Origin of the sequence: Psychrobacter fulvigenes (assembly GCF_904846155.1) — a bacterium.
Taxonomy (GTDB): Bacteria; Pseudomonadota; Gammaproteobacteria; order Pseudomonadales; family Moraxellaceae; genus Psychrobacter; species Psychrobacter fulvigenes.
In genome coordinates, this window is sequence record NZ_CAJGZP010000001.1 from 1,566,559 (window position 1) to 1,589,555 (window position 22,997).

General features: G+C 45.0%; 15 protein-coding genes and 1 pseudogene. 8 read left to right on the top strand and 8 right to left on the bottom strand.

The window, feature by feature from the left end:
* Window positions 1-198 precede the first annotated feature (198 nt).
* The 4 genes from JMX03_RS06820 to tolQ all read right to left on the bottom strand — a co-directional run bounded on the left by JMX03_RS06820 (window position 199) and on the right by tolQ (window position 4,031).
* Window positions 199-1,491 (bottom strand): PD40 domain-containing protein, encoded by a 1,293-nt coding sequence (locus JMX03_RS06820; protein ID WP_201595461.1) that lies wholly within the window; start codon window positions 1,489-1,491, stop codon window positions 199-201.
* A 176-nt stretch (window positions 1,492-1,667) separates the two neighbouring features.
* Complete coding sequence (locus JMX03_RS06825) at window positions 1,668-2,696, bottom strand: cell envelope integrity protein TolA (protein ID WP_201595463.1); 1,029 nt, start codon at window positions 2,694-2,696, stop codon at window positions 1,668-1,670.
* A 139-nt stretch (window positions 2,697-2,835) separates the two neighbouring features.
* Complete coding sequence (gene tolR, locus JMX03_RS06830) at window positions 2,836-3,297, bottom strand: protein TolR (protein ID WP_201595465.1); 462 nt, start codon at window positions 3,295-3,297, stop codon at window positions 2,836-2,838.
* Entirely contained in the window at window positions 3,294-4,031 is a 738-nt protein-coding gene (gene tolQ, locus JMX03_RS06835; protein WP_201574817.1) for a protein TolQ, read from the bottom strand. Before tolQ ends, tolR begins: the two co-directional genes overlap by 4 nt.
* A gap of 699 nt (window positions 4,032-4,730) precedes the next feature.
* On the opposite strand from tolQ, the gene JMX03_RS06840 reads away from it, so the two are divergent.
* From JMX03_RS06840 to JMX03_RS06850, 3 genes are all read left to right on the top strand, one after another.
* Window positions 4,731-6,026 (top strand): NCS2 family permease, encoded by a 1,296-nt coding sequence (locus JMX03_RS06840; protein ID WP_201595468.1) that lies wholly within the window; start codon window positions 4,731-4,733, stop codon window positions 6,024-6,026.
* A gap of 322 nt (window positions 6,027-6,348) precedes the next feature.
* Window positions 6,349-9,633: a bifunctional proline dehydrogenase/L-glutamate gamma-semialdehyde dehydrogenase PutA gene (putA, locus tag JMX03_RS06845; protein WP_201595471.1), complete on the top strand. Its 3,285-nt coding sequence runs from the start codon at window positions 6,349-6,351 to the stop codon at window positions 9,631-9,633.
* 11 nt (window positions 9,634-9,644) lie between these two features.
* Complete coding sequence (locus JMX03_RS06850) at window positions 9,645-10,337, top strand: 1-pyrroline-5-carboxylate dehydrogenase (protein ID WP_201574814.1); 693 nt, start codon at window positions 9,645-9,647, stop codon at window positions 10,335-10,337.
* Window positions 10,338-10,527: 190 nt separating this feature from the next.
* Here the strand turns inward: JMX03_RS06850 and JMX03_RS06855 are convergent, their stop codons facing one another.
* Window positions 10,528-11,985 carry an anion permease gene (locus JMX03_RS06855; protein ID WP_201577326.1) on the bottom strand — a complete coding sequence of 486 codons (1,458 nt, stop codon included), beginning with the start codon at window positions 11,983-11,985 and terminating at the stop codon, window positions 10,528-10,530.
* A 329-nt stretch (window positions 11,986-12,314) separates the two neighbouring features.
* Here JMX03_RS06855 and JMX03_RS06860 point away from each other — a divergent pair, with 329 nt between their 5' ends.
* A complete protein-coding gene (locus JMX03_RS06860) occupies window positions 12,315-12,632 on the top strand; it encodes a hypothetical protein (RefSeq protein WP_201595474.1) in 318 nt (105 codons plus the stop codon).
* A 194-nt stretch (window positions 12,633-12,826) separates the two neighbouring features.
* The gene (gene hrpA / locus JMX03_RS06865) at window positions 12,827-17,059 is read left to right on the top strand and encodes an ATP-dependent RNA helicase HrpA (RefSeq protein WP_201595476.1); all 4,233 of its coding nucleotides are present in this window, start codon (window positions 12,827-12,829) and stop codon (window positions 17,057-17,059) included.
* Between the two features lie 76 nt (window positions 17,060-17,135).
* On the opposite strand, the pseudogene JMX03_RS06870 reads toward hrpA, so the two are convergent.
* A pseudogene (locus JMX03_RS06870) lies at window positions 17,136-18,548 on the bottom strand (aspartate ammonia-lyase).
* 238 nt (window positions 18,549-18,786) lie between these two features.
* Between JMX03_RS06870 and JMX03_RS06875 the strand changes: the two are divergent.
* Window positions 18,787-19,386 carry a class I SAM-dependent methyltransferase gene (locus JMX03_RS06875; protein WP_201577324.1) on the top strand — a complete coding sequence of 200 codons (600 nt, stop codon included), beginning with the start codon at window positions 18,787-18,789 and terminating at the stop codon, window positions 19,384-19,386.
* A 32-nt stretch (window positions 19,387-19,418) separates the two neighbouring features.
* On the opposite strand, the gene JMX03_RS06880 is transcribed toward JMX03_RS06875, so the two are convergent.
* Window positions 19,419-19,748: a hypothetical protein gene (locus JMX03_RS06880; protein ID WP_201595479.1), complete on the bottom strand. Its 330-nt coding sequence runs from the start codon at window positions 19,746-19,748 to the stop codon at window positions 19,419-19,421.
* A gap of 456 nt (window positions 19,749-20,204) precedes the next feature.
* Here JMX03_RS06880 and JMX03_RS06885 point away from each other — a divergent pair, with 456 nt between their 5' ends.
* A complete protein-coding gene (locus JMX03_RS06885) occupies window positions 20,205-20,804 on the top strand; it encodes an SAM-dependent methyltransferase (protein ID WP_201595482.1) in 600 nt (199 codons plus the stop codon).
* Between the two features lie 38 nt (window positions 20,805-20,842).
* On the opposite strand, the gene JMX03_RS06890 is transcribed toward JMX03_RS06885, so the two are convergent.
* Window positions 20,843-21,334, bottom strand: a complete 492-nt coding sequence (locus JMX03_RS06890) for a M48 family metallopeptidase (RefSeq protein ID WP_201595485.1) — start codon at window positions 21,332-21,334, stop codon at window positions 20,843-20,845.
* Window positions 21,335-21,932: 598 nt separating this feature from the next.
* Here JMX03_RS06890 and JMX03_RS06895 point away from each other — a divergent pair.
* The gene (locus JMX03_RS06895; RefSeq protein ID WP_201595488.1) at window positions 21,933-22,904 is read left to right on the top strand and encodes an OmpA family protein; all 972 of its coding nucleotides are present in this window, start codon (window positions 21,933-21,935) and stop codon (window positions 22,902-22,904) included.
* Window positions 22,905-22,997: the final 93 nt, after the last annotated feature.

Below are 22,997 nucleotides of genomic sequence, written 5' to 3' on the forward strand. Positions count from 1 at the left end.
TATTAGGGTGTGTCCTCATTTTGAAAATGATAATAAAAATGAGATAAATTGAAGTCAAACAAGGAAAATAACGCAGATAATATCGGGATACTAGCCAGTTATTTGACGCCGTTTGGCAAAATTTAGCCATTTTTAGTCCATTTAGATGCAATCGTTCAGATTTAGGACACGCCCTAACGACCTTACAAAATAATAGAGTTATTTAGGACTTGCTGACCATACTGGTGAGCGGATGATACCTTGTCCTGACTTGCCAAATGCTTCGCCACCATTTAGAGATTTGATGGTCAATACCCCTTTACCACCTTGGATAGAAGCGTAAACGACACGTTTGCCATTCGGTGAGAAGCTTGGGGCTTCATCAATGCCAGTATTACCAAGATTGGTGGTCACTGCGCCATTGCTATTCATAATGGCTGCTGAACGACCACTTAAAAAAGCAATTTGGCTACCGTCACTATTGAACTGTGGGCTGGTCGCATAGCCACTATTAGACACTTGCGTAGTACGTCCAGTCCCAAACTCATGACGATAAATTCTCGGCTGGTTAAACCCTGTTCTATCAGAGACAAAAACAAAGGACTTGCCGTCAGGCGCATAGCTTGGCTGTACCTCACTGCTTGGCCAGTTGATTAATCTTCTAGGTTGACCGCCGCTGGCACTTATCTCATAAATATCCGCGCTGCCTTGATAGCTGCTAGAGAATAATATTTTGCTACCGTCAGGTGAAAAAGAAGGACTTAAATTACTGCCAGGGAAGGGTGTCAGAACGTTAGCACCGCCGCCACTAACGTTTTGTACATAGATGGTAGGATATGATTTTTCACGCTGCACACTATAAGCGATACGATTACCATCAGGTGACCAAGCAGGCGAGAAGATAGAACCATTGACTTCGGTGATGGTTCTGGCGTTTTCACCATCAGCATCCATGACCTTTAGGCGAGAGACTTTATCTTTACCGCGTCCAATTTCCTCGATATAAGCAATACGTCCTGAGAAGTCACCCGGCGTGCCAGTGATCAGCTCATAAACTTTATCGGCGATGACATGACCAGCATAGCGTAGGCTTTGTTGGTTGTTATCTGCGGTTAGACTTTGCTTGCCTTCAAGCACTTGGCCTGATTTTATCTCTATCACTTCATAATCAATAACAATTTTGCCTCGATTGCTACGGGTGCTACCAACCACTAGATAAGGAATACCTAGGCTTTGCCATACTGGTAAGGTGCCTGCTAGCTCACTACTACTGCGCGGCTGTTGCGGCAGATCTCGACTGGTGACCGTCAGCTCCGTGCGACTCAAATCATTTAAAATAACAGGTGAAAGTACGCTATCACCTGCAAAAGGTACCAAAGCCACTTGGTTCTGCTGTACTGGGATCTCATAGTCTAATTGTAATACAACAGGTTCAGCGAACACACTAGGAGCAACCAGTAGGCCCGAAGCGCTGGCAAGTAATGTTATTAATAGTTTTTTGTGAGTACGCATAGCCAAATCAGGCTCCTAAAATCGTTAATAGATAAGTATGATGATATTTTAAGGGGATTATTACGTTAAGACAATAAGGCGTTCAGTGCAAGTTACTTAAGCAATTTACTTAAGCAGGTTATATAAGCAAATTACTTAAGAGGATATTGGCGATAATCTAAAAAGATGACACTCAATTAGTTGCTACCGTTAAATTGTACGGTAAAAGTAGGGTATTTAGGGTCGTCGACATCGATTGGGAAGTTACGTGTATCAAGCACTGCTTGTTTGGCCGCCTCGTTCACGGCACTGTCAGAGCCTGACGCAGAAACATTGACCACATCGCCTTTGCTATTGACGGTAATGGTCAAGGTTGCCCGTTGAGTAGAGCCTTTAGCAGCTAATGGTGGGCTATAATTGCGCTTAATTAAATTGATGATTTCGCTGTTACTAGTACCTCGGCTGCCACTTGAGGCAGAGCGACTACTGCCTTTTGCCGTGCTCGCAGTATTAGAGTCACTAGATACCGTGGACTGACCCTCTGATAAGTTAATGTTCTTGTTTGAACCATCCGAGCTGCCCGTGTCGATTTTTATATTACGATCGCTGCTGGTAGGACGCTCAATCTTAGGTGGGTTGTTCTCCTTGTATCTAAGCTCTCTAAGCTTCTCACGTTCAGCTTCAAGCTCTCTTTGTTTGCTTTCATCGATACGCTGCAGCTCTGCTAGCGCGGACTCGTCTAGCTGCGCTGCCATTTCAGCTATATTGCGCTCATACTCTTGATTTTGTTCAAGCAAGCGTTGTCGATGTTCTTGTGACATAAGCATCGGTTCATCAGCATCAGTATCAGCAAGGTCATCTGAGCGCATAAAAACTGGCACTCTTTGCGAGCTTTTCCCAGCGCTATCTTGAGTGGCATTATTACTATTGTTTGCACTCATTTGTGTGACAGAGGCTGTGTTGTCGCTACTGGTTGTACTTTCACTGCTACTAGCAGCTTGTGCAGCAGCGCGATTGGCCAATATCTGCCCTTGCATCTCAGCCAGTTGCTCTGGTGATACCATGGTTGTTTCAATGCTGCCAGCTGTCTCTATTTCAGGGCTTTGATAGGTGTAAATTAATAATCCAAGCACAATGCCGTGTGCCAGTACGCTGAGTAGCGTAGGCAGTGTTATTCCATCACCTTCAGGCTGGGTTGGAACATAGACGACAGGCGCATTATTCATGATTTGAGTACTCATTAGCTTGACAAATCAGACTATCTGATAGGTTGATACAGGTATGTATAGTGTTGAGTTTAAACGATAATATGTTTTTATGGTAATATTTTTAATGGACATTGTTAATGGACATTGTTAATGGAAGTTATTGTAGCTGAGGTGTTGGCAGTGGTGAGCCAGTTAATAAGCCTACCTTTTGAATACCTGCTTGCTGCAAGTTTGCCATTAATGCCATGATGGCACCGTATTGGTTGTTTTGATCAGCATTGATCATCACTTGTATGGGTGGCTCGCCAGCATTGTTATTTTGCATCTGTAAATTCGATAAAGTACTAATCAGCTCAGGCTCACTGATGGGCATATCGATATTGTTTTCATAGCTGATAAAGATCTCGCCGCTGCTTGTTAAGGAGATGATGACAGGCAGTTGGTTTTGGCTCATGGCATTGGTCTGCTCTTTGGGCAAGTCGACATCGACCCCTGTGGTCAGCATCGGCACGGTCACCATAAATATCACCAATAGCACTAACATGACGTCGATATAAGGAACGACGTTCATTTCAGCATTGAGCGCTTTTTTTTCACGGCGATAGGGACTGTGTCTCATAGGCCTTTCACCTGAGCGACAGTGGCTCTGCCTTCAGCAATGGCAGTTTCTCTCTCCATCGTATTTTGGCTGCTGGTTTCGCGCTGTAGCATACCGGTCATCTCATCGCAAAACAAAGCGCGTGACTCATAGAGTCGACTTGACTTGGCGGTAAAGTGGTTATAAGCCAGCACTGCAGGGATGGCAGCGAATAGCCCCATCGCAGTTGCAATCAAAGCTTCAGCGATACCTGGAGCGACAGAGGCGAGGGTTGCTTGCTCTGTCTGCGATAGACCTAAAAAGGCGTTCATAATACCCCAGACCGTGCCAAACAAACCGACGTAAGGCGCAACCGACCCGATACTGGCGAGCGTCGCTATACCTGACTCAAGTAGCTGCTGCTGACGACCGAGTCCAACACGCAGCTTACGCTCAACACCATCAATAATGTCATCTTTGGGTTGGCGTTTTTTATGCATTCTTAAGTATTCAGAAAACCCGACATAAAAAATTTGCTCAAGCCCTTGGCGCTCAGGTGAGCCTTGAACGCCTTGATAAAGCTTGGCTAAATCCTCACCTGACCAAAACCAAGTCTCAAACTGCTCATCGAAGTTTTTGGCGGTGCCGAGACGCGCACTCAAGCGAAATATAATCACCCAGCTGACCAAAGAAGCCAGTAACAACAGCGCCATCACAATCTGTACCAACAGGCTAGCTTGGGTAATAAGATCTATAATATTTAATGATTCAGGCATGTAACGGACTCGCTAATGATTAACAATAACTGATTAAGCAGCTTTGCTGAAATCAGATAAACCCCAAGGAAATATAACGTAATTTTTATGATAGATACTATAACTATATTTTAACTGTCTAGTTTACTTCTAAATGAGACAAAGGTCATTTATTAATGCATTAAATAGCCACTCAATAGTCATTTTGACGAATACTCAATAGAAATGGTCAAAAAGGGCTTTTTTATCTAACGTTAGAGATGTATTGTGGTTTTGGACCCGCAAGGCACGGGTAATGATTGAATTTGTGTGCTAATTTCTCTAAAATGTTGCGCTTTGTTACCGCTGCCTTTTTATAAAGACGTCGCAAAACTTTTGCTGACGTCTTAGGGCGTGTTGAGCATTCGACCATGGCACTGACAGAGACTATTTTTTAGGCGGTTCAAAGTTAAAAACAGTAAGCTTAGTCATTCTAAGCGTCTATTTTAAACACAGAAGCGGCAAAAAAGAGTCCTGTCCTTTCAGGCTGAAGCTAAAATGCTCCCATACTTTGTTGCAAGTCTAGCTAAGGTATCAACATTATCTTCGACTTGCGCCTTGTCTGGAATCATTTTAGCTATCAGCAGTGCCTGTTTGTGAGTGTTCAACACGCCCTATTTATTTCAGGCGCTTATAAATCGGTTCTTTTCACTAGTCACTAGCAAGCTGGGCGCGACACTTATGAATGCAATTGAACGTTATTTTGGGATCAACGGTGAAAACACCACGATCAAAACGGAAATCCTAGCCGGTATTACCACCTTCTTGACGATGGCTTATATCATCTTTGTCAACCCTAGCATATTAGCAGAGGCGGGTATGGACAAGGGCGCGGTATTCGTCGCGACTTGTCTTGCCGCTGCGGTAGGCTGTTTTATCATGGGTATTTATGCCCGCTTGCCAGTGGCCTTGGCACCAGGTATGGGGCTTAATGCCTTCTTCACTTATGGTGTGGTCTTGGGTATGGGCTATACTTGGCAGACAGCACTGGGCGCTGTGTTTTTATCCGGTTGTCTATTTATCCTGTTAAGTTTATTTAAGATTCGCGAATGGATCATCAATGCCATTCCGTTAAGCTTGAAGCAAGGTATCGTCGCTGGTATTGGGGCGTTTTTGGCGTTTATTGCCCTTCAAAGCTCGGGCATTATTGTTGGGCAAGATGCAACGCTAGTGACGCTGGGCGATATGAGGTCATTCTCGCCAATGATGGCGGCCTTAGGCTTCTTTGTCATTATAGGACTGGTGTACAAAAAAGTACCAGGAGCTGTGACCATAGGCATCTTACTGATTACCGTCATCAGCTTGCTGACAGGTCATACTGAGTTTGCAGGCATCATGTCAGCGCCGCCCTCCATCGCGCCTACGCTCATGCAGCTTGATATTGCAGGTGCCTTTGACGTGGCGATGATCAGTGTGATTTTTGCTTTCTTATTCGTAGATTTATTCGATACCACAGGCAGTTTGGTTGGTATCGCCAACAAAGCGGGTCTCATTGACAAAGACGGCAATATCCCAAATATGGATAAGGCGTTATTGGCGGATTCAACAGCGACCGTTGCAGGCGCTATGCTCGGTACGTCATCAACCACCAGCTATATCGAAAGTGCCTCAGGGGTTGCTTCAGGTGGCCGTACTGGTTTGATGGCTGTGACCGTTGGTGTGCTTTTTGTGCTTAGTATTTTCTTTGCACCGCTGGCAGGTATGATTCCAGCCTATGCAACCGCTGGCGCAATCTTCTATGTTTCAGTATTAATGTTATTTACTCTAAAAGACATCAATTGGGAAGACTTAACAGAATCAGCCCCTGTCGCGGTTGTATTACTGCTCACGCCGCTCACTTACTCAATTGCTGATGGTATCGCTCTTGGGTTTATTACTTATACTGCCGTCAAGCTGATGACAGGCAAGTTCTCTGACATCACCATCCCAGTCTGGGTGCTTACATTTGTACTACTGGCAAAGATTGTACTGTTATAAGTCTCAATCTTTATTCTAACTCTTCTAAAGACCCTTCTTATTCATTAAGTAATAAGAAGGGTCTTTTTTTAAGATAAGTTCTCTGTCACTAACTGTATTTATACTCGATGCTACTCAATCATCATAGAGGATAAAACCTATTCGTGGTAGCATGATCGGGTTAAGCGCATCACCTCAATCAACGCCGTAGAGGTTTTTCTTATAGTGAATGAGCAATGGACTGTTTTCACGATCAACAACAATAAGAAGAAGGCATTAATGCCGCTTAAAAGCCCTAGCGACCATTTAGCATGGTTTTTTAAACGACAGTTGTGGAGTTGCTATGAACCCAATAGATCAATTTACCCCCAAAGAGCCCATTTTATTTAAGCCCACTGACTTGCTTACCTCTGAGTATATTACCAAGTCAAGCGATGAGCTGTATGCGCGTATCTCACCACTGTATAGTGTGGATGAAGATCGCTGGCTCACCGAGCTGCTGCCACTGGCGAAGCCGACTGACAAAGAACGAGAGGATGCCAGCGAGCAGACGCGTAAGTTGGTAGAGCATGTACGCAGTGATGGCAAAGCCGTGAAGATGGTCGATTCATTGTTGCTTGAGTACAGTCTTGATACCCAAGAGGGTATCTTGCTCATGAGCTTGGCTGAAGCCTTGATTCGTGTGCCAGACAGTTATACGGCTGATGCCCTTATCCGTGACAAAATGAGTGTCGCTGATTGGAAAAAGCATTTAAAAGATGATAATAATTTTATAGTCAATGCCTCGACTTGGGGCATGATGATGACTGGCCGGGTAGTCAGTATTGATAGCAGTACCACAGCGTCTGGATTTTTGGATCGTATGACCAAAAGAATGGGCGAGCCGATGATTCGTGCTGCGATGCAAAAAGCCATGCGCATCATGGGTCATCAGTTTGTGCTGGGTGAGACCATTGAAGACGCTAATAAAAACAGCCAGCCATATCGTAATAAAGGCTATACCTATTCGTTTGATATGCTTGGCGAGGCAGCCGTTACCAATAAAGATGCTGAAAAATACTTTAATGACTATCTACATGCGATTAAATCGACTGCCAATGTCAAGGTCAAAGAAGGCATGCCAAAGCCGTCAGTCTCTATCAAGCTCTCTGCCCTGCATCCGCGCTATGAAGCCACACAAGAGGCGCAAGTTCTCGGGTTATTACGTCAGCGCTGTATGCTACTGATTGAAGCGGCACGTGAAGTCGATGTCGATCTCAGTATCGATGCCGAAGAAGCAGATCGTCTGGAGATTTCTTTAAAGCTGTTTGAGTCCTTATATCGTGATGCGTTGACCGCTGGCTGGGATGGACTGGGTCTGGTCGTGCAAGGTTACTCAAAGCGCGCTATTGCGATATTTGCATGGCTGGCACGCTTGGCACAAGAGGTCGGTAATCGCATTCCAATTCGCTTGGTCAAAGGCGCTTATTGGGACTTTGAAATCAAGTTGGCACAAGAAAAAGGCCTGTCAGGCTATCCAGTATGGACGCGTAAGGAAGGAACGGATGTCGCTTATCTTGCCTGCGCACGCTACTTACTATCTGAGTATTTGCGCGGTCTTATCTGGCCACAGTTTGCCACTCACAATGCGCATACCTTAGCATCTGTGATGACCATGAGCACGCACAAGGAATTTGAGTTCCAGCGCCTGCATGGCATGGGTGATGCGCTGTATGATCATATCTTACAATCATATAATATTCCTGTACGTATCTATGCCCCCGTTGGCGCGCATCAAGACTTGCTGCCATACCTAGTGCGCCGTCTATTAGAAAATGGTGCGAACAGCTCATTTGTCCATCAGCTCCTAGATAAATCTTATCCAATCGAGCAGCTCACTGTCCATCCGTATGACAAGCTGTTGGCGAATGAAACTTTACACAATCCAGCGATACCCTTACCGCTAGATATCTATGGCAAACGCCGTGCCAGCTTTGGTCCTAATATATTTGTAGAGTCGCAGTGGCAGCCATTCAAAGATGCCATTGACAGTTATATGGATAAGACGTGGTCAGCGACGACGATTATCAATGGCCAAGCGATTAGCGAATATGAAGTGGATGGCAAAAAACAAAAGCTTGAGAGCCATAGCGTGCAAGCGCCTTGGAACCATGAAGTCATCGCTGGTGAAGTACTATATGCCAATGCTGAAGTCGCGCGCCAAGCCATCGATGCAGCAGTCGCAGGGCAGCAAGAGTGGCAAGCCGTTCCTGCTGCTAAGCGTGCTGAGATATTACGTAAGGTCGCTGACTTATATGAAGAGAACTACGCTGAGGTCATGGCACTATGCCAAATCGAAGCGGGTAAAACCACCCAAGACGGTATTGATGAGATCAAAGAAGCAGTCGATTTTTGCCGTTTTTATGCCGATGAAGCTGAACGTTTAGATGGCGTTGCTCATGAGTTTACCGACTTGGCAGGTAATCAGTCGCGTCAGGTCTACAAGCCCCGTGGCACCTTTGTCTGTATCAGTCCTTGGAACTTTCCATTTGCTATTTATAGCGGTCAGATCATGGCGGCCTTGGCGGCAGGCAATACTGTGGTGGCAAAGCCGGCTGAGCAAACCAGCTTGGTGGCGCACTTTGCTGTGCAGCTTATGTATCAAGCGGGCGTGCCGACAAGTGCGCTACAGTTCGTAACGGGCGGCGGTGAAGTTGGCGGCGCCTTGACAGCAGCAGATAACATAGCTGGCGTGGTCTTTACTGGCTCGACGCAAACGGCTCAGCGTATCAACCAAAGCTTAAACGACCATGCACAAGCCAGCGGTGAGTTGCCAGTATTGATTGCCGAAACGGGTGGTCAAAACGCTATGATTGTTGATTCAACAGCATTGCCTGAGCAAGTCGTACAAGACGCTGTACTTTCAGCATTTGGCTCAGCAGGTCAGCGCTGCTCGGCATGCCGTATTCTGTGTATCCAAGAAGACATCGCCGACAACTTGATTGAACTGCTGCAAGGTAATATGGCAGAGTTAGTGGTCGGCAATCCAACGTATGTCGCAACCGATGTAGGCCCAGTCATTGATGCGACGGCTAAGAAGTCTCTTGAAGCTCATATCGAACGCATGCAGTCTGAACCGACAGCCAGTATCTTGGCGCAGACGCCGATGAGTGCGAACTCAGTGGTTAGCGAAGCGCAGTCCACCTTTGTGTTGCCAACTGCAATCGAAGTGCAAAATATCGATGTGATTGGTGGTGAGCATTTTGGCCCGATACTCCATGTATTACGCTATCAAGCTCGTGACTTGGATAAGCTGATTGACGCGATTAATGCCACAGGATATGGGCTAACACTAGGTATTCATAGCCGTATTGAAAGCGTCTCTGAGCATATCGAGCGCCGCGCTGTGGTAGGAAATACCTACATAAACCGCAACCAAATCGGTGCCATCGTCAACGTACAGCCGTTTGGTGGTTGCGGCTTGTCTGGTACAGGGCCAAAAGCAGGTGGTCCACATTATGTAGCCCGCTTAATGCGCCTCACTAATGAATCATTGATCCCTGAAAAACTGAGCTCTGAAAAACTAAGCTCTGAAAAATCAGCCACTAAAAGCATGATGGCTTCATCCACTCAAGCAGCAATCGCATAAGGAGTAACAACATGGCGACTGAATTTAAAAAAGATCATGCCCAGGTTTGTGAAGCTTGGCGATTACTGAGCGCGGTAGAGCGTGCGGTCTATCTGGAAGCAGCGATACCCAAGCTGGCACTGCTGACAGGTGATGCCAATAAGGCGCGCCGCCTGTTCAATCATTTGTTAAGCGCAGCACCCAGTCTCGATGAAGTGCATCGGATGACAGGCGCTACTGGCGAGTCTAACGACTTGTATGTGACTGCACGTGGCAAAACCATGGTCATCGGTGGCGAGTCAGCCAAGGCAATGGCAGTGCTTGGCCAGCTTATCGCGGCATTATTAACGGGTAATGAAGTCATATTACATTGCCCAAGCCAAGAAGACATGTGTGAAGCGGCCGCAAAAGCGCTTTATGCGACGGGTATCAGTGATAATGTGTTGAGTGTTGCCAATGATTCACAGACGGTCACTTTGTTACATATCGATCGCCTCGCGCAAGTAGCCGTGGCAGGCAGCAGTGCTGAAATTCAAGAAATCAGTCAGACACTGGCTAATACTGACGGTATCTTAACGCAAGTAATAGCCGTGACAGATATGGAAGGCTTTTTAGAAATGCTCACGCCAGACTATCTGTATCGCTTTGTCACTGAACGCGTTATTACGATCAATACGACGGCGATCGGTGGTAATGCGAGCCTGCTAGAGTTGGGTGCAGATTAATGTTTCTGATACTCCTATAATCGACCTAGTATAAGTTTTCTTTTCTATGAAGGCTAAACTCTGTTAAAGCGCATAAAAAAGAGGTCTATCCATTGATAGACCTCTTTTTTTCTAATCTTTAAGAGCTAAATATTTATAAGTAGAAAGCTTTTAAAGCAGCAAGCTTTGGTAAGTTTAATAATGGGTCAGCTTAATAATATCCAAGGACTTTCCACCAAATCAAACCAGATCCAATCCAAATTACCAAGTTGACTACACTCATGACGGCTCCAATAGTCCACCATTCACGTAGCGTGGTATAGCCTGAGTTAAAGATAACAGGCGCGGTACCTGTCGCATAATGAGTCAACGTCATCATGATGTTACCTGCTGCAGCCAGAATTAAGGCGTACAACATAGGAGGCGCTCCTAAACTCAGACCAACTGCATAAAAAGCGGCAAACATAGCGGTAATATGAGCAGTGGTACTGGCAAAGAAGTAGTGCATATATAAATAAACCAGAGTCAAGATGGCCACAGCACCCATCCAGCCTACACCAGTTAGCCCAATGGCAGATTCGATGCTAGAAGAAAACCAAGAAATTAATCCGAGCTTGTTTAGATAGTTGGCCATCATCACCAGTGCGCCAAACCAAATAATGGTATCCCATGCTGACTTTTCTTTTAGCACATCTTGCCAAGTCAGGACGCCTGTGATGATCAGTAGCGACAAACCCAAAAAAGCCGTCGTGGTAGCGTCTACTGATACCTGCTCACCAAATATCAGGGCAGGTATGTTTGCCCAGAGTAATAACATCAACGCAAAGACGCCAAGCATAATCTTTTCGTGAGTACTAATCTTGCCAAGCTTATCCAAATTGTCAGTAGCATATTGTCTAGCGTTGGGCGTTTCTTTGACTTCAGGCGGATATACCATATATACGACCAATGGCATAACTAATAAACAGAGAATACCTGGCACAAACATGGCCAGTGCCCATGTCGTCCAAGACAGCTCAATCTGGCTACCAGTGGCTTTGTTTACCAAGTCGACTACTAACGGGTTGGGCGCAGTCGCTGTGATAAACATCCCAGAGGTAATAGGGTTGGAATGATAGTTCACCATCGCAAGGAAACGGCCAATTTTATTTTGTGTGCCTTCCTCAGGTGTGGAATGGAAGCTGATGGCGATTGAGCGCATGATGGGATGAATGATACCACCACCACGGGCAGTATTAGATGGCGTGATAGGTGCTATCATTAGCTCTGCTGCGGCGAGAGAGTAACCAATGCCAAGGGTTTTTTTACCAAATACTGAGATGAAGTAATAGGCAATGCGAGAGCCTAGCCCCGTCTTAATCAGTCCTCGCGATATCATGACAGAGATACCGATGAGCCAAATCAGCGGACTCGAAAAGCTCGATAGCGCATCATTAATGGCTTGTTTGGGTGTATCCGCTGTGACTCCAGTGAGAGCGACCAGTGTCACGGCTATGATAGCCAGTGCTCCAAGTGGTAATGCCTTACCAATGATCGCTACAATGGTCGCCACAAATAATGCCAGTAGATGCCAAGCATTGTCTGTGACGCCTTCTGGTACTGGAATCACGAACCAGATAATCAGTCCGATGGCGATAGCAATGGCTGTTGACACGGGATTAAAGGGCAGTTTGTTTGATGTATCGGACATTGGAACTCCTAGTACTCTGATAGTATACAAAGTTTATAAGTACAGAAGATTTGTAAAAAACTTACTATCTATAGGTGCTTAGATAATAGTATAACCTGTGTTTTTGAGCAGAGTTTCACTGGTAACAAATAACAAATAAAACTTTAATACACAGCTGTCTCATTGTTATTTGTGGTACTTTTTAACGGCTCATATTCAGAAACCAAAGGTTATAACGCATTTTAATCATGAAAAAACAGGCAAAATCGCTGTTATTTCTGAGATTCACAGTAATATCTTTGAATATAAATAAAGGGAGTTACCATCGTATGGCTTTAAATATGTATTTTAAGAACGGCATGATTCGTAAAACACACTGCCAAATCTCTGATGACTTAGTGCCGACTCTTTATCAGATTCATGATAATGCCAATTTTCCGCAATTAACTTGGCTCATTAATAACCTTTATGACAATCCGCAGATTGAGCCAGACATTGCGACGGCATTGGCTGATGAGATGATAGCGTTTGAGAGGTTGATACTCTCCTTGCACTTGCCTTTTCCTATGGAGTCACTGCAAAAGCTGCAGACCTTTTTTAAAGAGGCTGCTACTAAGGAGCAGACTATCTATACTAGTGGTGACTGACTTTGTTATTTAGGCGGTATGTGAACTTTCTTTAATGGGATTGATAATACAGTTGTCAGTGCCATTAAAGGGAGCGTCTTTAAAAATAGCTCAAAGAAGTCTCAGTTGCCAACCAAACGCCACAACCAACTTGAATCACACCTCCATAACCTCCATAATCTAAGCACTTTCTATAATAAATAGCCTAAGCAAATATGCCTAATAATTTTCAAGACTCTGAAAACTCCAAACAACCAGTATCTGCACAGCCTACTACTCACATAGCCAATGCTGAGCGTCCAGTTGCGCCGTTATCTTCTGGCGCTGCCAATAATGCTGATTTGCCCGTACTTGCCAAAGACAAACACTATCTAAGTCGTTTAGAGCGTGAGCTGGCGCGTGCCGCTGTCGCTAAGAATAAGAAAGCTGATAACGACTCTGACAATAAAGCAGAAAAGGAACTCGTCAAAAAACGGGCTCAATACGACAAAATAAAAACCCGCTCACAGCAGGCGGTGCAAGCGCGTATCGATAGTATTCCAGACAAGTTAGCGGAAAAGCTCAATCTAGAGCTGCCAGTCAGTCAGCGTGCAGAAGATATCGTGCAGGCTATTCATGATAATCAAGTCATCATCGTTGCAGGCGAGACTGGCTCTGGTAAGACCACACAGTTGCCAAAGCTTGCAATGCTGGCAGGTCGCGGTATCACGGGACAGATAGGGCATACGCAGCCGCGCAGGTTAGCAGCACGCAGTGTGGCGAACCGTATCGCAGAGGAGCTGGGTGAGCAGCTCGGTCATACGGTCAGTTTTAAAATTCGTTTTAATGAGCAAGGTACTGCGCAATCAGTTGTTAAATTAATGACCGATGGTATTTTATTGGCTGAATTGGGTCATGATCGATTTTTGAGTAAATACGATACCATCATCATTGATGAGGCGCATGAACGTAGCTTAAACATTGATTTTATTATGGGTTACCTCAAAAAGCTACTGCCTAAGCGCCCCGATTTAAAAGTCATTATCACTTCTGCAACGCTTGATACCAAGCGCTTTAGCGAATACTTTAGCCGCTATGACAGCAAGTTTAAACGCCAAGTGCCTGCGCCTATTTTTAATATCGAAGGTCGCAGCTTCCCTGTAGAGGTGCGTTATCGTCCGTTGACTGACGAACCGGTTAATAGCTCTGATGAGGACAGCTACGACGACTTTGAAGAGAACCTGCCACGTGCGGTGGTTGCTGCCGTAGAAGAATGCTTTAGCGATGCGCAAAGTAAAGGCCATGCCGATCAAGCCGATATCTTGATATTTGCGGCGACTGAAGCCGAGATTCGTGAGCTGCAAGAGGTACTTGAGCGTCATGGACCCAAACACACCGAAGTGTTGCCATTATTTGCGCGGCAGACTTATGAGGAGCAGCAACGTATCTTTCAGCCGTCAGGTCGAGGTCGGCGTATCGTTATCGCGACCAACGTTGCTGAGACGGCACTGACCGTACCTGATATTCGTTACGTCATCGACTTAGGGTTTGCGCGTATTTCACGCTATTCCTACCGCTCACGGGTTCAGCGTTTGCCGATTGAGGCGATTTCACAAGCAGCAGCCAATCAGCGTAAAGGTCGCTGTGGCCGTGTCGCACCAGGCGTTTGTATTCGTCTGTACAGTGAGGAGGACTTTACCAGTCGTCCTGAGTTTACCGAGCCTGAAATCTTGCGTACCAACTTGGCGTCCGTCATTCTACAGATGGCCAATTTGCGTTTGGGCAGTGTCGATGACTTTGCCTTTATTGAGCCACCTGATAGCCGATTGGTCACTGATGGTCATAAACTGCTTGATGAGCTGGGTGCGATTCCCTCAAAAAGTGAACAGGCTGATGCTAAGCCAAGTGGCAAACGCAAACAAGGCCTTGACCATCTGCGTCTGACCCGTACCGGTCAGCAAATGGCACGCATGCCGATCGACCCACGACTGGCGCGAATGCTGGTTGGTGGTAGCGATTTTGATTGTATGCGTGAGATGCTGATTGTGGTTGCTGCGCTGGCGGTACAAGACCCTCGTGAGCGTCCTGCGAATAAGCGCACGCAAGCGGATCAAAAGCATGCCTTGTTCCGTCAGGATGATTCTGATTTCTTATTCTATTTGAGTCTATGGAAAGCCCTATTTGAAAAAGACGAAAACGGCAATAAATTGTCTAATAATCAGCGCCGCCAATTTGCCAAAAAGCACTATCTCAGCTTCCCGCGCGTGCGCGAATGGCATCAAACCCATCGCCAATTGCTGCAAATGGTCACCGAGCTCAAGCTTAGCGCAGATAAAGGCAACGGTAAGGATGCGCTCAATAGCGACCCTACCAGCGTTGACGATGAAGAGATCAAAGCGGTGCGATACGCGCATTTACATCGCGCTTTGATGACAGGGCTATTATCCACCATCGCCCATAAGACTGAAAATCGCGGTGAATATCTGGCAGCACGTCAGCAAAAAGCCAAGATATTCCCATCCAGTACCGTATTCAAGCAGACACCGCCTTGGGTAATGGCGTTCCAGATGGTAGAGACATCTCAGGTCTTTATGCGTAACGTCGCCAAGATTGAGCCTGAGTGGATTATCTCGGCAGCGGGCGACTTGCTGAAATACCATTACTTTGAGCCGCATTGGTCAAAGAAGACAGGACGGGTCAAAGCCTACGCCCAGGTTAGCCTGTTTGGACTGATTATCATCAGCAAGCAGCTGACCAACTATGAGCAAGTCGATCTGAGTGAGTCGCGGGAGATATTTATCCGTGATGGTCTGGTGTCGGGTAATTTTGGCCGTCAAGCGCCGTTTCTGCAGCATAATATGGATAAGATTGCCCATGTTGAGCGCATTGAGGATAAGTTGCGTCGTCGTGATTTGCTGGTCGATGAAGAGGCACTATATCAGCTCTACGATAATAAAATCCCCGAGCATATTGCCAGTCGTAAGGCTTTTGAAGACTGGCGTGCCGAGGTAGAAAAGAGCGATAGTAAATATCTGTTCTTTACCGATGACGATGTGCTCAACAGTCAAGCGCCGACCACAGGCGATTTCCCTGAAGTTTGGCAGCTGGGCGATTTACGCTTGCCGCTGCGCTACGTCTTTGACCCAGCCAGCGATGATGATGGGGTGACCATTCGCGTGCCCCTTGCCGCACTGCCGCAGCTGGATGCTATCGAGCTGTTATGGGGCGTACCTGGTTGGCGCTTTGAGCTAGTATTGCAGCTGCTCAAATCCTTACCCAAAGAGATTCGTCGTCAGATCGTACCGATTCCTGATACCGCTGACAGCTTGTTCGATGAGTTAGAGCCTGAAGGCGAGCAAGGTCTGCTCAAGCAGCTTTGCCACGCGCTTAACCGTCGCGGTATTATGTCGGTGACGCCTGATAACTTCAATCCTTCTAGCATTGACCGCTATTTGCAGCCGCAAATCTGCGTGGTCGATGACAAAAACCGTATCATTGAAAAGGGTCGCGACCTACAAACACTGCAGATTCGTCATGCCAGTGAGACCAGTCAAGCAGTGACCGAGCAGCAAGGCGTGCATACTCAGTTCCCTGAACATTTTGCCTTTAGTAAGAATCGGCATAGCGCAGGCGTAGTGATGAAGCAGTTCTCCGCCTTGGTCGCTGACGAGGCAGGCGAGGCGGTCTCGATTCATCAATATACTGACGTGAATGCCGCTCTAAAAGCGCATCGCACTGGGGTTTTGACCCTCATGAAAGGCAAGCTTGGCTCGAAGAAAAAACAGCTGACCAGTCAAATTGATAAGATATTCAAATTGGCTTTTGCTCCTCTTGGTGATATGGAGGCATTGAAGACCATCGTCATTGATGCGACCTTAGATGCCACGCTTGAAGAGCATTACGTATTGTTTGATCACGCCTCAGACCTGCCTGAGAACGCTGATGACAAAACGGTTGGATTGAGTGAGGAGCTGCCCTTTACAGCAGAAGAGTATCAGCAAACCGAAGAAGTCGTGTTAAAGAACTTCCTATTGACTGGCCAAAGCGTCATCAAGACTCTCAAAAATGTCTACACACGCTGGCAGCGCGTTCGCCAGAGTCTGCTGATGCTAGACCGTGAAGTGTTCGGTGAGTCTATCGATGATATCGAAGACCAACTGCAAGATTTGCAGCTGTCAAAATTCATCTATCAGATGGATTATAGCCATTGGCAGCAGTATCCGCGCTATCTTGAGGCGCTAGAGGTGCGTATCGAGCGCCTTGAGCACAACCTTGAATCCGATCTCGATGGTGTCTACGCGCTGGACGTGCACATGGAGCGGTTGGCAAATCGTGCTAGTGATGAGGCCATCAGTGAGTACCGCTGGATGGTGGAGGAGTATCGTATCCAACTATTCGCCCAGCCGATGAAAACTCGCATGGCAGTATCACCGAAGCGGCTCAGTAAGATGTGGGATAGGGTGAGTTAAGGTAATGTTTTTACCGTATTAAAGAAAAGGCTGGGTTAGCAATTGCTAACCCAGCCTTTTCTTTATCAAAAATCCGTTAAGGCGCTAATTTAGCCTTTGGATATACCATATTGGCAGGAGATAATAGATTGTCTAAGGTCTCTTTATCCATGAGTTTCTCTTCTAGCACGATGTCATAAACACTGCCGCCTGTTTCTTGCGCTTTTCTCGCCACATAAGTAGACGAGTCATAACCAAGATGCGGGTTCAGCGCAGTGACCAGACCGATATTATTAAATACTTGCACACTACACATATCATTATTCATCATCAGCCCATCGATACAGCGGGTGGCAAACATCTCACAAATATTGGCCATCATGCTCATACCAGTAAACAAGTTAAAGGCAATCACTGGCTCAAAGACGTTAAGCTGTAGCTGACCATTTTCTGAGGCCATGACAATAGCGCTATCAATACCCATCACATGAAAGCAAGCTTAGTTGACCACTTCTGGAATCACAGGATTTACTTTACCAGGCATGATTGAGCTGCCAGGCTGCATTTCTGGTAGACGATATTGTGCTAACCCTGCGCGAGGGCCAGAAGACTGCAGGCGTAAATCATGAGCGATTTTAGATAGGCGGGCAGCGAACAGACGCACATTACCAGACAAAGCAACATAAGCACTGGTATCTTGCGTCGATTCAATCAAATCCTCAGCGATGTAGTAGGGTCTGCCAGTCAGCTCTGTCAAAGTCTCAGCACACAGATCAGAATATCCAGCTGGAGCGTTCAAACCAGTGCCAATAGCTGTACCGCCCATATTGATTTCGTGAAATAGCGCACGACTAGATTCGATACGCTGCATCTCTTTTTTTATCATCGTTGCAAAGGCATTAAACTCCTGACCTGCTGTCATAGGTACTGCGTCTTGCAAGTGCGTACGACCCATTTTTAAATGATCAGCGAACTCTATGCTTTTATTTACCAAACTTTGATGCAACATTGCCATTTTATCTAGCAAGCGCGTGCAGTAGTCATCTAGCGCCACATTTAAGGCAGTTGGGTAGGCGTCATTGGTTGACTGCGAGAGGTTGACATGGTTGTTTGGATGCACATGCTGATATTGGCCTTTTTCATAGCCTAAAATTTCTAACGCTCGGTTGGCAATGACCTCGTTAACGTTCATATTGGTTGAGGTACCTGCGCCGCCTTGGAACATATCGACAATGAACTGGTCGTGATATTTGTCAGCGATTAAGTCGTCACACGCTGCAACGATAGCGTCTTTGACGGTGTCATTTAGCACACCTACTTTATTATTAGCAATGGCAGCGGCTTTTTTGACAGTGGCAAAAGCACGGATAAAGGTAGAAAATTGATTCAAACGTACACCACTGACGGTGAAGTTTTCAAAAGCACGTAGCGTTTGAATGCCGTAGTAAGCATCAGCGGGAACATCACGATGGCCGAGTAGGTCATATTCTTGGCGAGTAGCAGTAGTCATTAAAATTCCTTCAATAAAAAGCCCTAGTTGAAATGTGCATATCTTATCATTTTTATAAAAAATGGCAGTTTGTAAGATTAGATTGACCACATGCCCGAGTAAGTCAATCCAGCCAACATTATAGTATAAGCTTTTTGAGTTGCTATTAATAATGAATAATTATTGTATGATGCATAATTAAATAACTGAATTAAATAATTGAGTTAAGATGGTCTCAATCATGAATAAGGAAAACATAATGTGGAACGAACGCTATAGCGAAGCCGAGTATGTCTTTGGTACAGAGCCCAATGACTTTTTAAAACAAGAGTTCGTCATAATACCTGCAGGCGGGCGCGTGTTGTGTTTGGCAGAAGGCGAAGGTAGAAACGCAGTGTTTTTGGCTGAGCAAGGCTATCAAGTGACAGCCATGGATTTATCTGATGTGGGCTTAAACAAAGCTTTAAAACTGGCCAGTGAAAGAGGCGTTGAAATCACCACGCAAGTAGCGGACTTGGCTGACTATCAGTTTGGGAAGGAGCAATGGGATGGCATCGTTTCCATTTGGGCGCATATGCCTGAAGCGGTTCGCCAGCATGTCCATGCTCAGATTGCGCCTGCCTTAAAACCAAACGGCGCATTCATCGTTGAGGCTTATACCGAGCAGCAGCTCACAATGGATGCTGTTGGCGGGCCACCTGCGACGCAAAGAGAACGCTTTGGGTCGTTAGAGAGTTTGCGATTAGAGCTATCAGAGCTTGAAGAGGTCATGGGTGTTGAGACATCACGTATGATATCAGAAGGTAAGCGCCATCAGGGAGTCAGCGCCGTGGTGCAGTTTATCGGTCGTAAAAAATAACGCATGTGATTGGCTAAAAGTATTTGCCGTTATCAATTGCTAAGCGAGTTTTTGAGCGTATAGACGCTATAAAATAAGAATGATAACAACGCTAATAGAGCAATAAAAGGCGTGAAGAACCAAATCAATATATTGATTATGATTGCTGAGAGTAAGTTATTAAACATATCAATATCGGGAATCAGATATTCGCCAACGACATCAACCACTCGCTTCGCAATAGGGAATAATAAAGTGCTCAAAGCCAGCAGGTAGGTATGCTTAGTCAAACTAGGGTCATTCGTTAGTACACCAAAATAAAACAAGGTAAAAAATATGGTGCTTAGTGCCCAACATTTGAGTGTGTAGTTTAAACGTAGCATAATAGACCTCCTGATATATTGCTTGTTAGTAATGTTGTGGGACTGGTCTAGATGAGTAGGTAAGATATATATTCTATAATATGAATATATAGGTAAATAGTCAACTATTTTCTGTTAATGAGATAATAGATGAGAACTGATATATATTTTTAAAACAACAAATCCGCTAATTTATAATGGTTGTTGATAATAAATGGCTTATAAAAGTCATCTAAATCTACTTTTGAGTATTGTTACTAGATATTGAAGTAGGTAGCTAGTAATTACAGTGGCTAAATAGCCTAAGCTGTTTATTTTTAAGCGACTTAAGTTTGGTTGTAAATCTAGTTCTCAGTAAGGTTCTATAGAAAGGCTATTTTGAGCAAGTTTGACTTGTGAGTAAGTCTTCTGAGCAAGTAAGGCGGTCTAACTAGAAGTGTGAAACACTAGTAATTGTTAATTAATAAGGAAAATTATATGTGGGATCAGCGTTATAGTAATGCAGAGTATGTCTATGGCACAGCACCCAATGATTTTTTGAGAGAGCAGTTTCAAAAGATACCTGCAGGCGGGTATGTCCTGTGTCTGGCAGAAGGAGAGGGTAGAAACGCGGTATTTTTAGCGGAGCAAGGTTATAAGGTTACAGCCATTGACCGATCGGAAGTCGGCCTCAATAAAGCGCTAAAATTGGCCTGTGATAAAGGCGTTGCGATCATTACTCATGTGACAGACTTGGCTGATTATGCATTGGGTGAGGCGCAATGGGACGGTATTGTTTCTATCTCAGCGCATATGCCAGAAGCAGTGCGCCAGCACGTGCATGCACAGGTAGCACCTGCATTAAGACCAGGTGGTGTCATGATTCTTGAGGCTTATACTGAGCAGCAGCTTGAGATGGAAGGAGTTGGTGGGCCGCCTGCCTCTCAAAAAGAGATGTTTATGTCGTTAGAGAAGTTGCGAGCAGAGCTTTCTGATCTTGAAGAAGTTAAGGGTGATGAAGTTCAGCGAAATATTTCGGAAGGTAAGATGCATAGTGGGCCTAGTGCAGTTGTGCAGTTTGTCGGTCGTAAAAACTAAACGGTACCTTGTGGTAATAACAAGCAGCAAGCTTTTGCTTACGACAGTTCACGCCAGTGCAGCCACAAGCGAGTATCCAGCTCAAGCTGATGATAGTCGGGCTCCATATGACAGCATAGCTGATAGAAAGCTTTGTTATGCTCATGCTCTTTGAAGTGTGCCAGTTCATGCACGACAATCATGCGCAAAAACTCAGCTGGAGCCTCTTTAAATAAGCTCGCGACTGCGATGCTGTTATGGGACTTGAGTTTGCTGCCCTGTACTCGAGATTGAAAGGTATGGGTACCCAAGGCATGTTTAAGTACTTTGAGCTTGCTGTTATAACTGACTTGAGTCAGAGGTCCGCTTTTACGCATATATTGATTTTTTAGATCATTTACGTATTGATATAGGGCTTTGTCACTTTGTATTTGGTGCTGGCTAGGATACTTCTCTTTAAGATAACTCCCCAGTTGACCATTGCTAATGAGCATTGCTACTTGGCTGTGAATGTGCTCAGGGTAATGAGCGATGTATTTTAGAGTAGTCATCTGCTGTATCCTTCTAAGACTTGCAATGAATAGTTGGAATAAATAGTTTGTAACTCGCTCTGATAAATAGGTATGTGCTTTCTAAGCGCTGTATATCTGGTTTCCTATATAACTCGCTGTCATTTTGGCGGTTACCGAGACGCTCTAGTAATCATGCTAAGTTCTCGTTTTTATTCTCTATGACATTTTTACACTATCTATACATTATAGAAATGTATTGTGTCATGATTTGTTTGTGACATTTCGGGTCAAAATCATTTTATCTTGTTACTTTCCGAGCTAAGTTGCCTCTTAAGGTCTTTAAGTTGCCTCTTGAGGTCTTTTAGGTAAACACATACTCTATATAATAAATAGCCTGAAAGGTGTTACTGTTAGCAGCTTACAGAGATAATTCAAATAACAAAAGCCATTGGGATTTAACATACTGATTCTTCGGCGCTATATTCAATGGACTTTAAACTATAATACATAAATATCTTTATTAGTACTGAGTACTCAGCAAACAAGAATTATTGTATTTTTTATAAAAAATGGCACGAAACTTGCCAAATATATTTATTAACGATCAATTTGATAAGCGATTATTTAGAGGTTAGTTATGAGAAAGGGATTTAAAAACACTATTGCTGCAGTTGCCTTGCCTTCTGTTTTATTTGCTATGTCCTCTTGCGCTATGATTGGTGGTATCGATAATGAAGGGAACACTCGTCGTGTTGATGGTGTGATGTGGCACAACCAAACCGATACGGATATCAACGACGTATTAAAAAAAGAAGTGGCTAGTGACAAAGCCCGCTTGGTGTTTATTCGAGAAGATGATGACTACTCTGAGCAAACCAGTGCCAATATCGCGGTAAACAATCGGTTTCAAGTCAGTTTGCATGCAGGCAACTATACGATGGTTGAGTCCTGTGCTGGTATCAATCAGTTGAGTGCCCATGCCACTGGTTTTAAGAATAATAATTTATTGGCAGACAAAGAAGACTATGCATTAACCGGCGGGCAAACCTACTTTTTTCATATCAATATGAACGAAAAAGGACAAAGCACATTAGAACAGATTACCTCCCAAAATGCCTTGCCATTACTGTCGCAAAAGCGTTATCAAAGCCATCAGATCAGTCGTGTCGTTCCTAACTGCCCACCATCTATAGCAACTATACAACCTATAACTCCCCCTCCAATGGTAGAGACACAAACACCAGTCTTGGCTGAGAAAGTGACTATTGATCTTGAAGTACTGTTCGAAACTGATAAAGCCATTGTGCGCCCAGAGTATTATGCAAAAATAGCCGAACTAGCAGAGTTTATGAAGCAGTACCCTAATACGGTTGTAACTATTGAAGGGCATACGGACAGTCGCGGTAAGGATGATTATAATCAAGCCTTATCACAACGCCGAGTAGATGCGGTAAAACAGGTATTAATCTCTCAATTTGGGGTTAGTGTTGAGCGTCTAAGTGCGATCGGTTATGGAGAGTCACAGCCCAGAGCAAGCAATGATACCGTAGAAGGTCGACAACTCAATCGTCGAGTTGTCGCTGTGGTTGAAGAGCGCTCGGGCAACTAATAATTGTATTAACTTTTGGCAAATAAAGCTGCCTAATATGAACATATCTCAATCTGTATTATTTGACTTAAAAAAATAGAAGGTATAAACAAG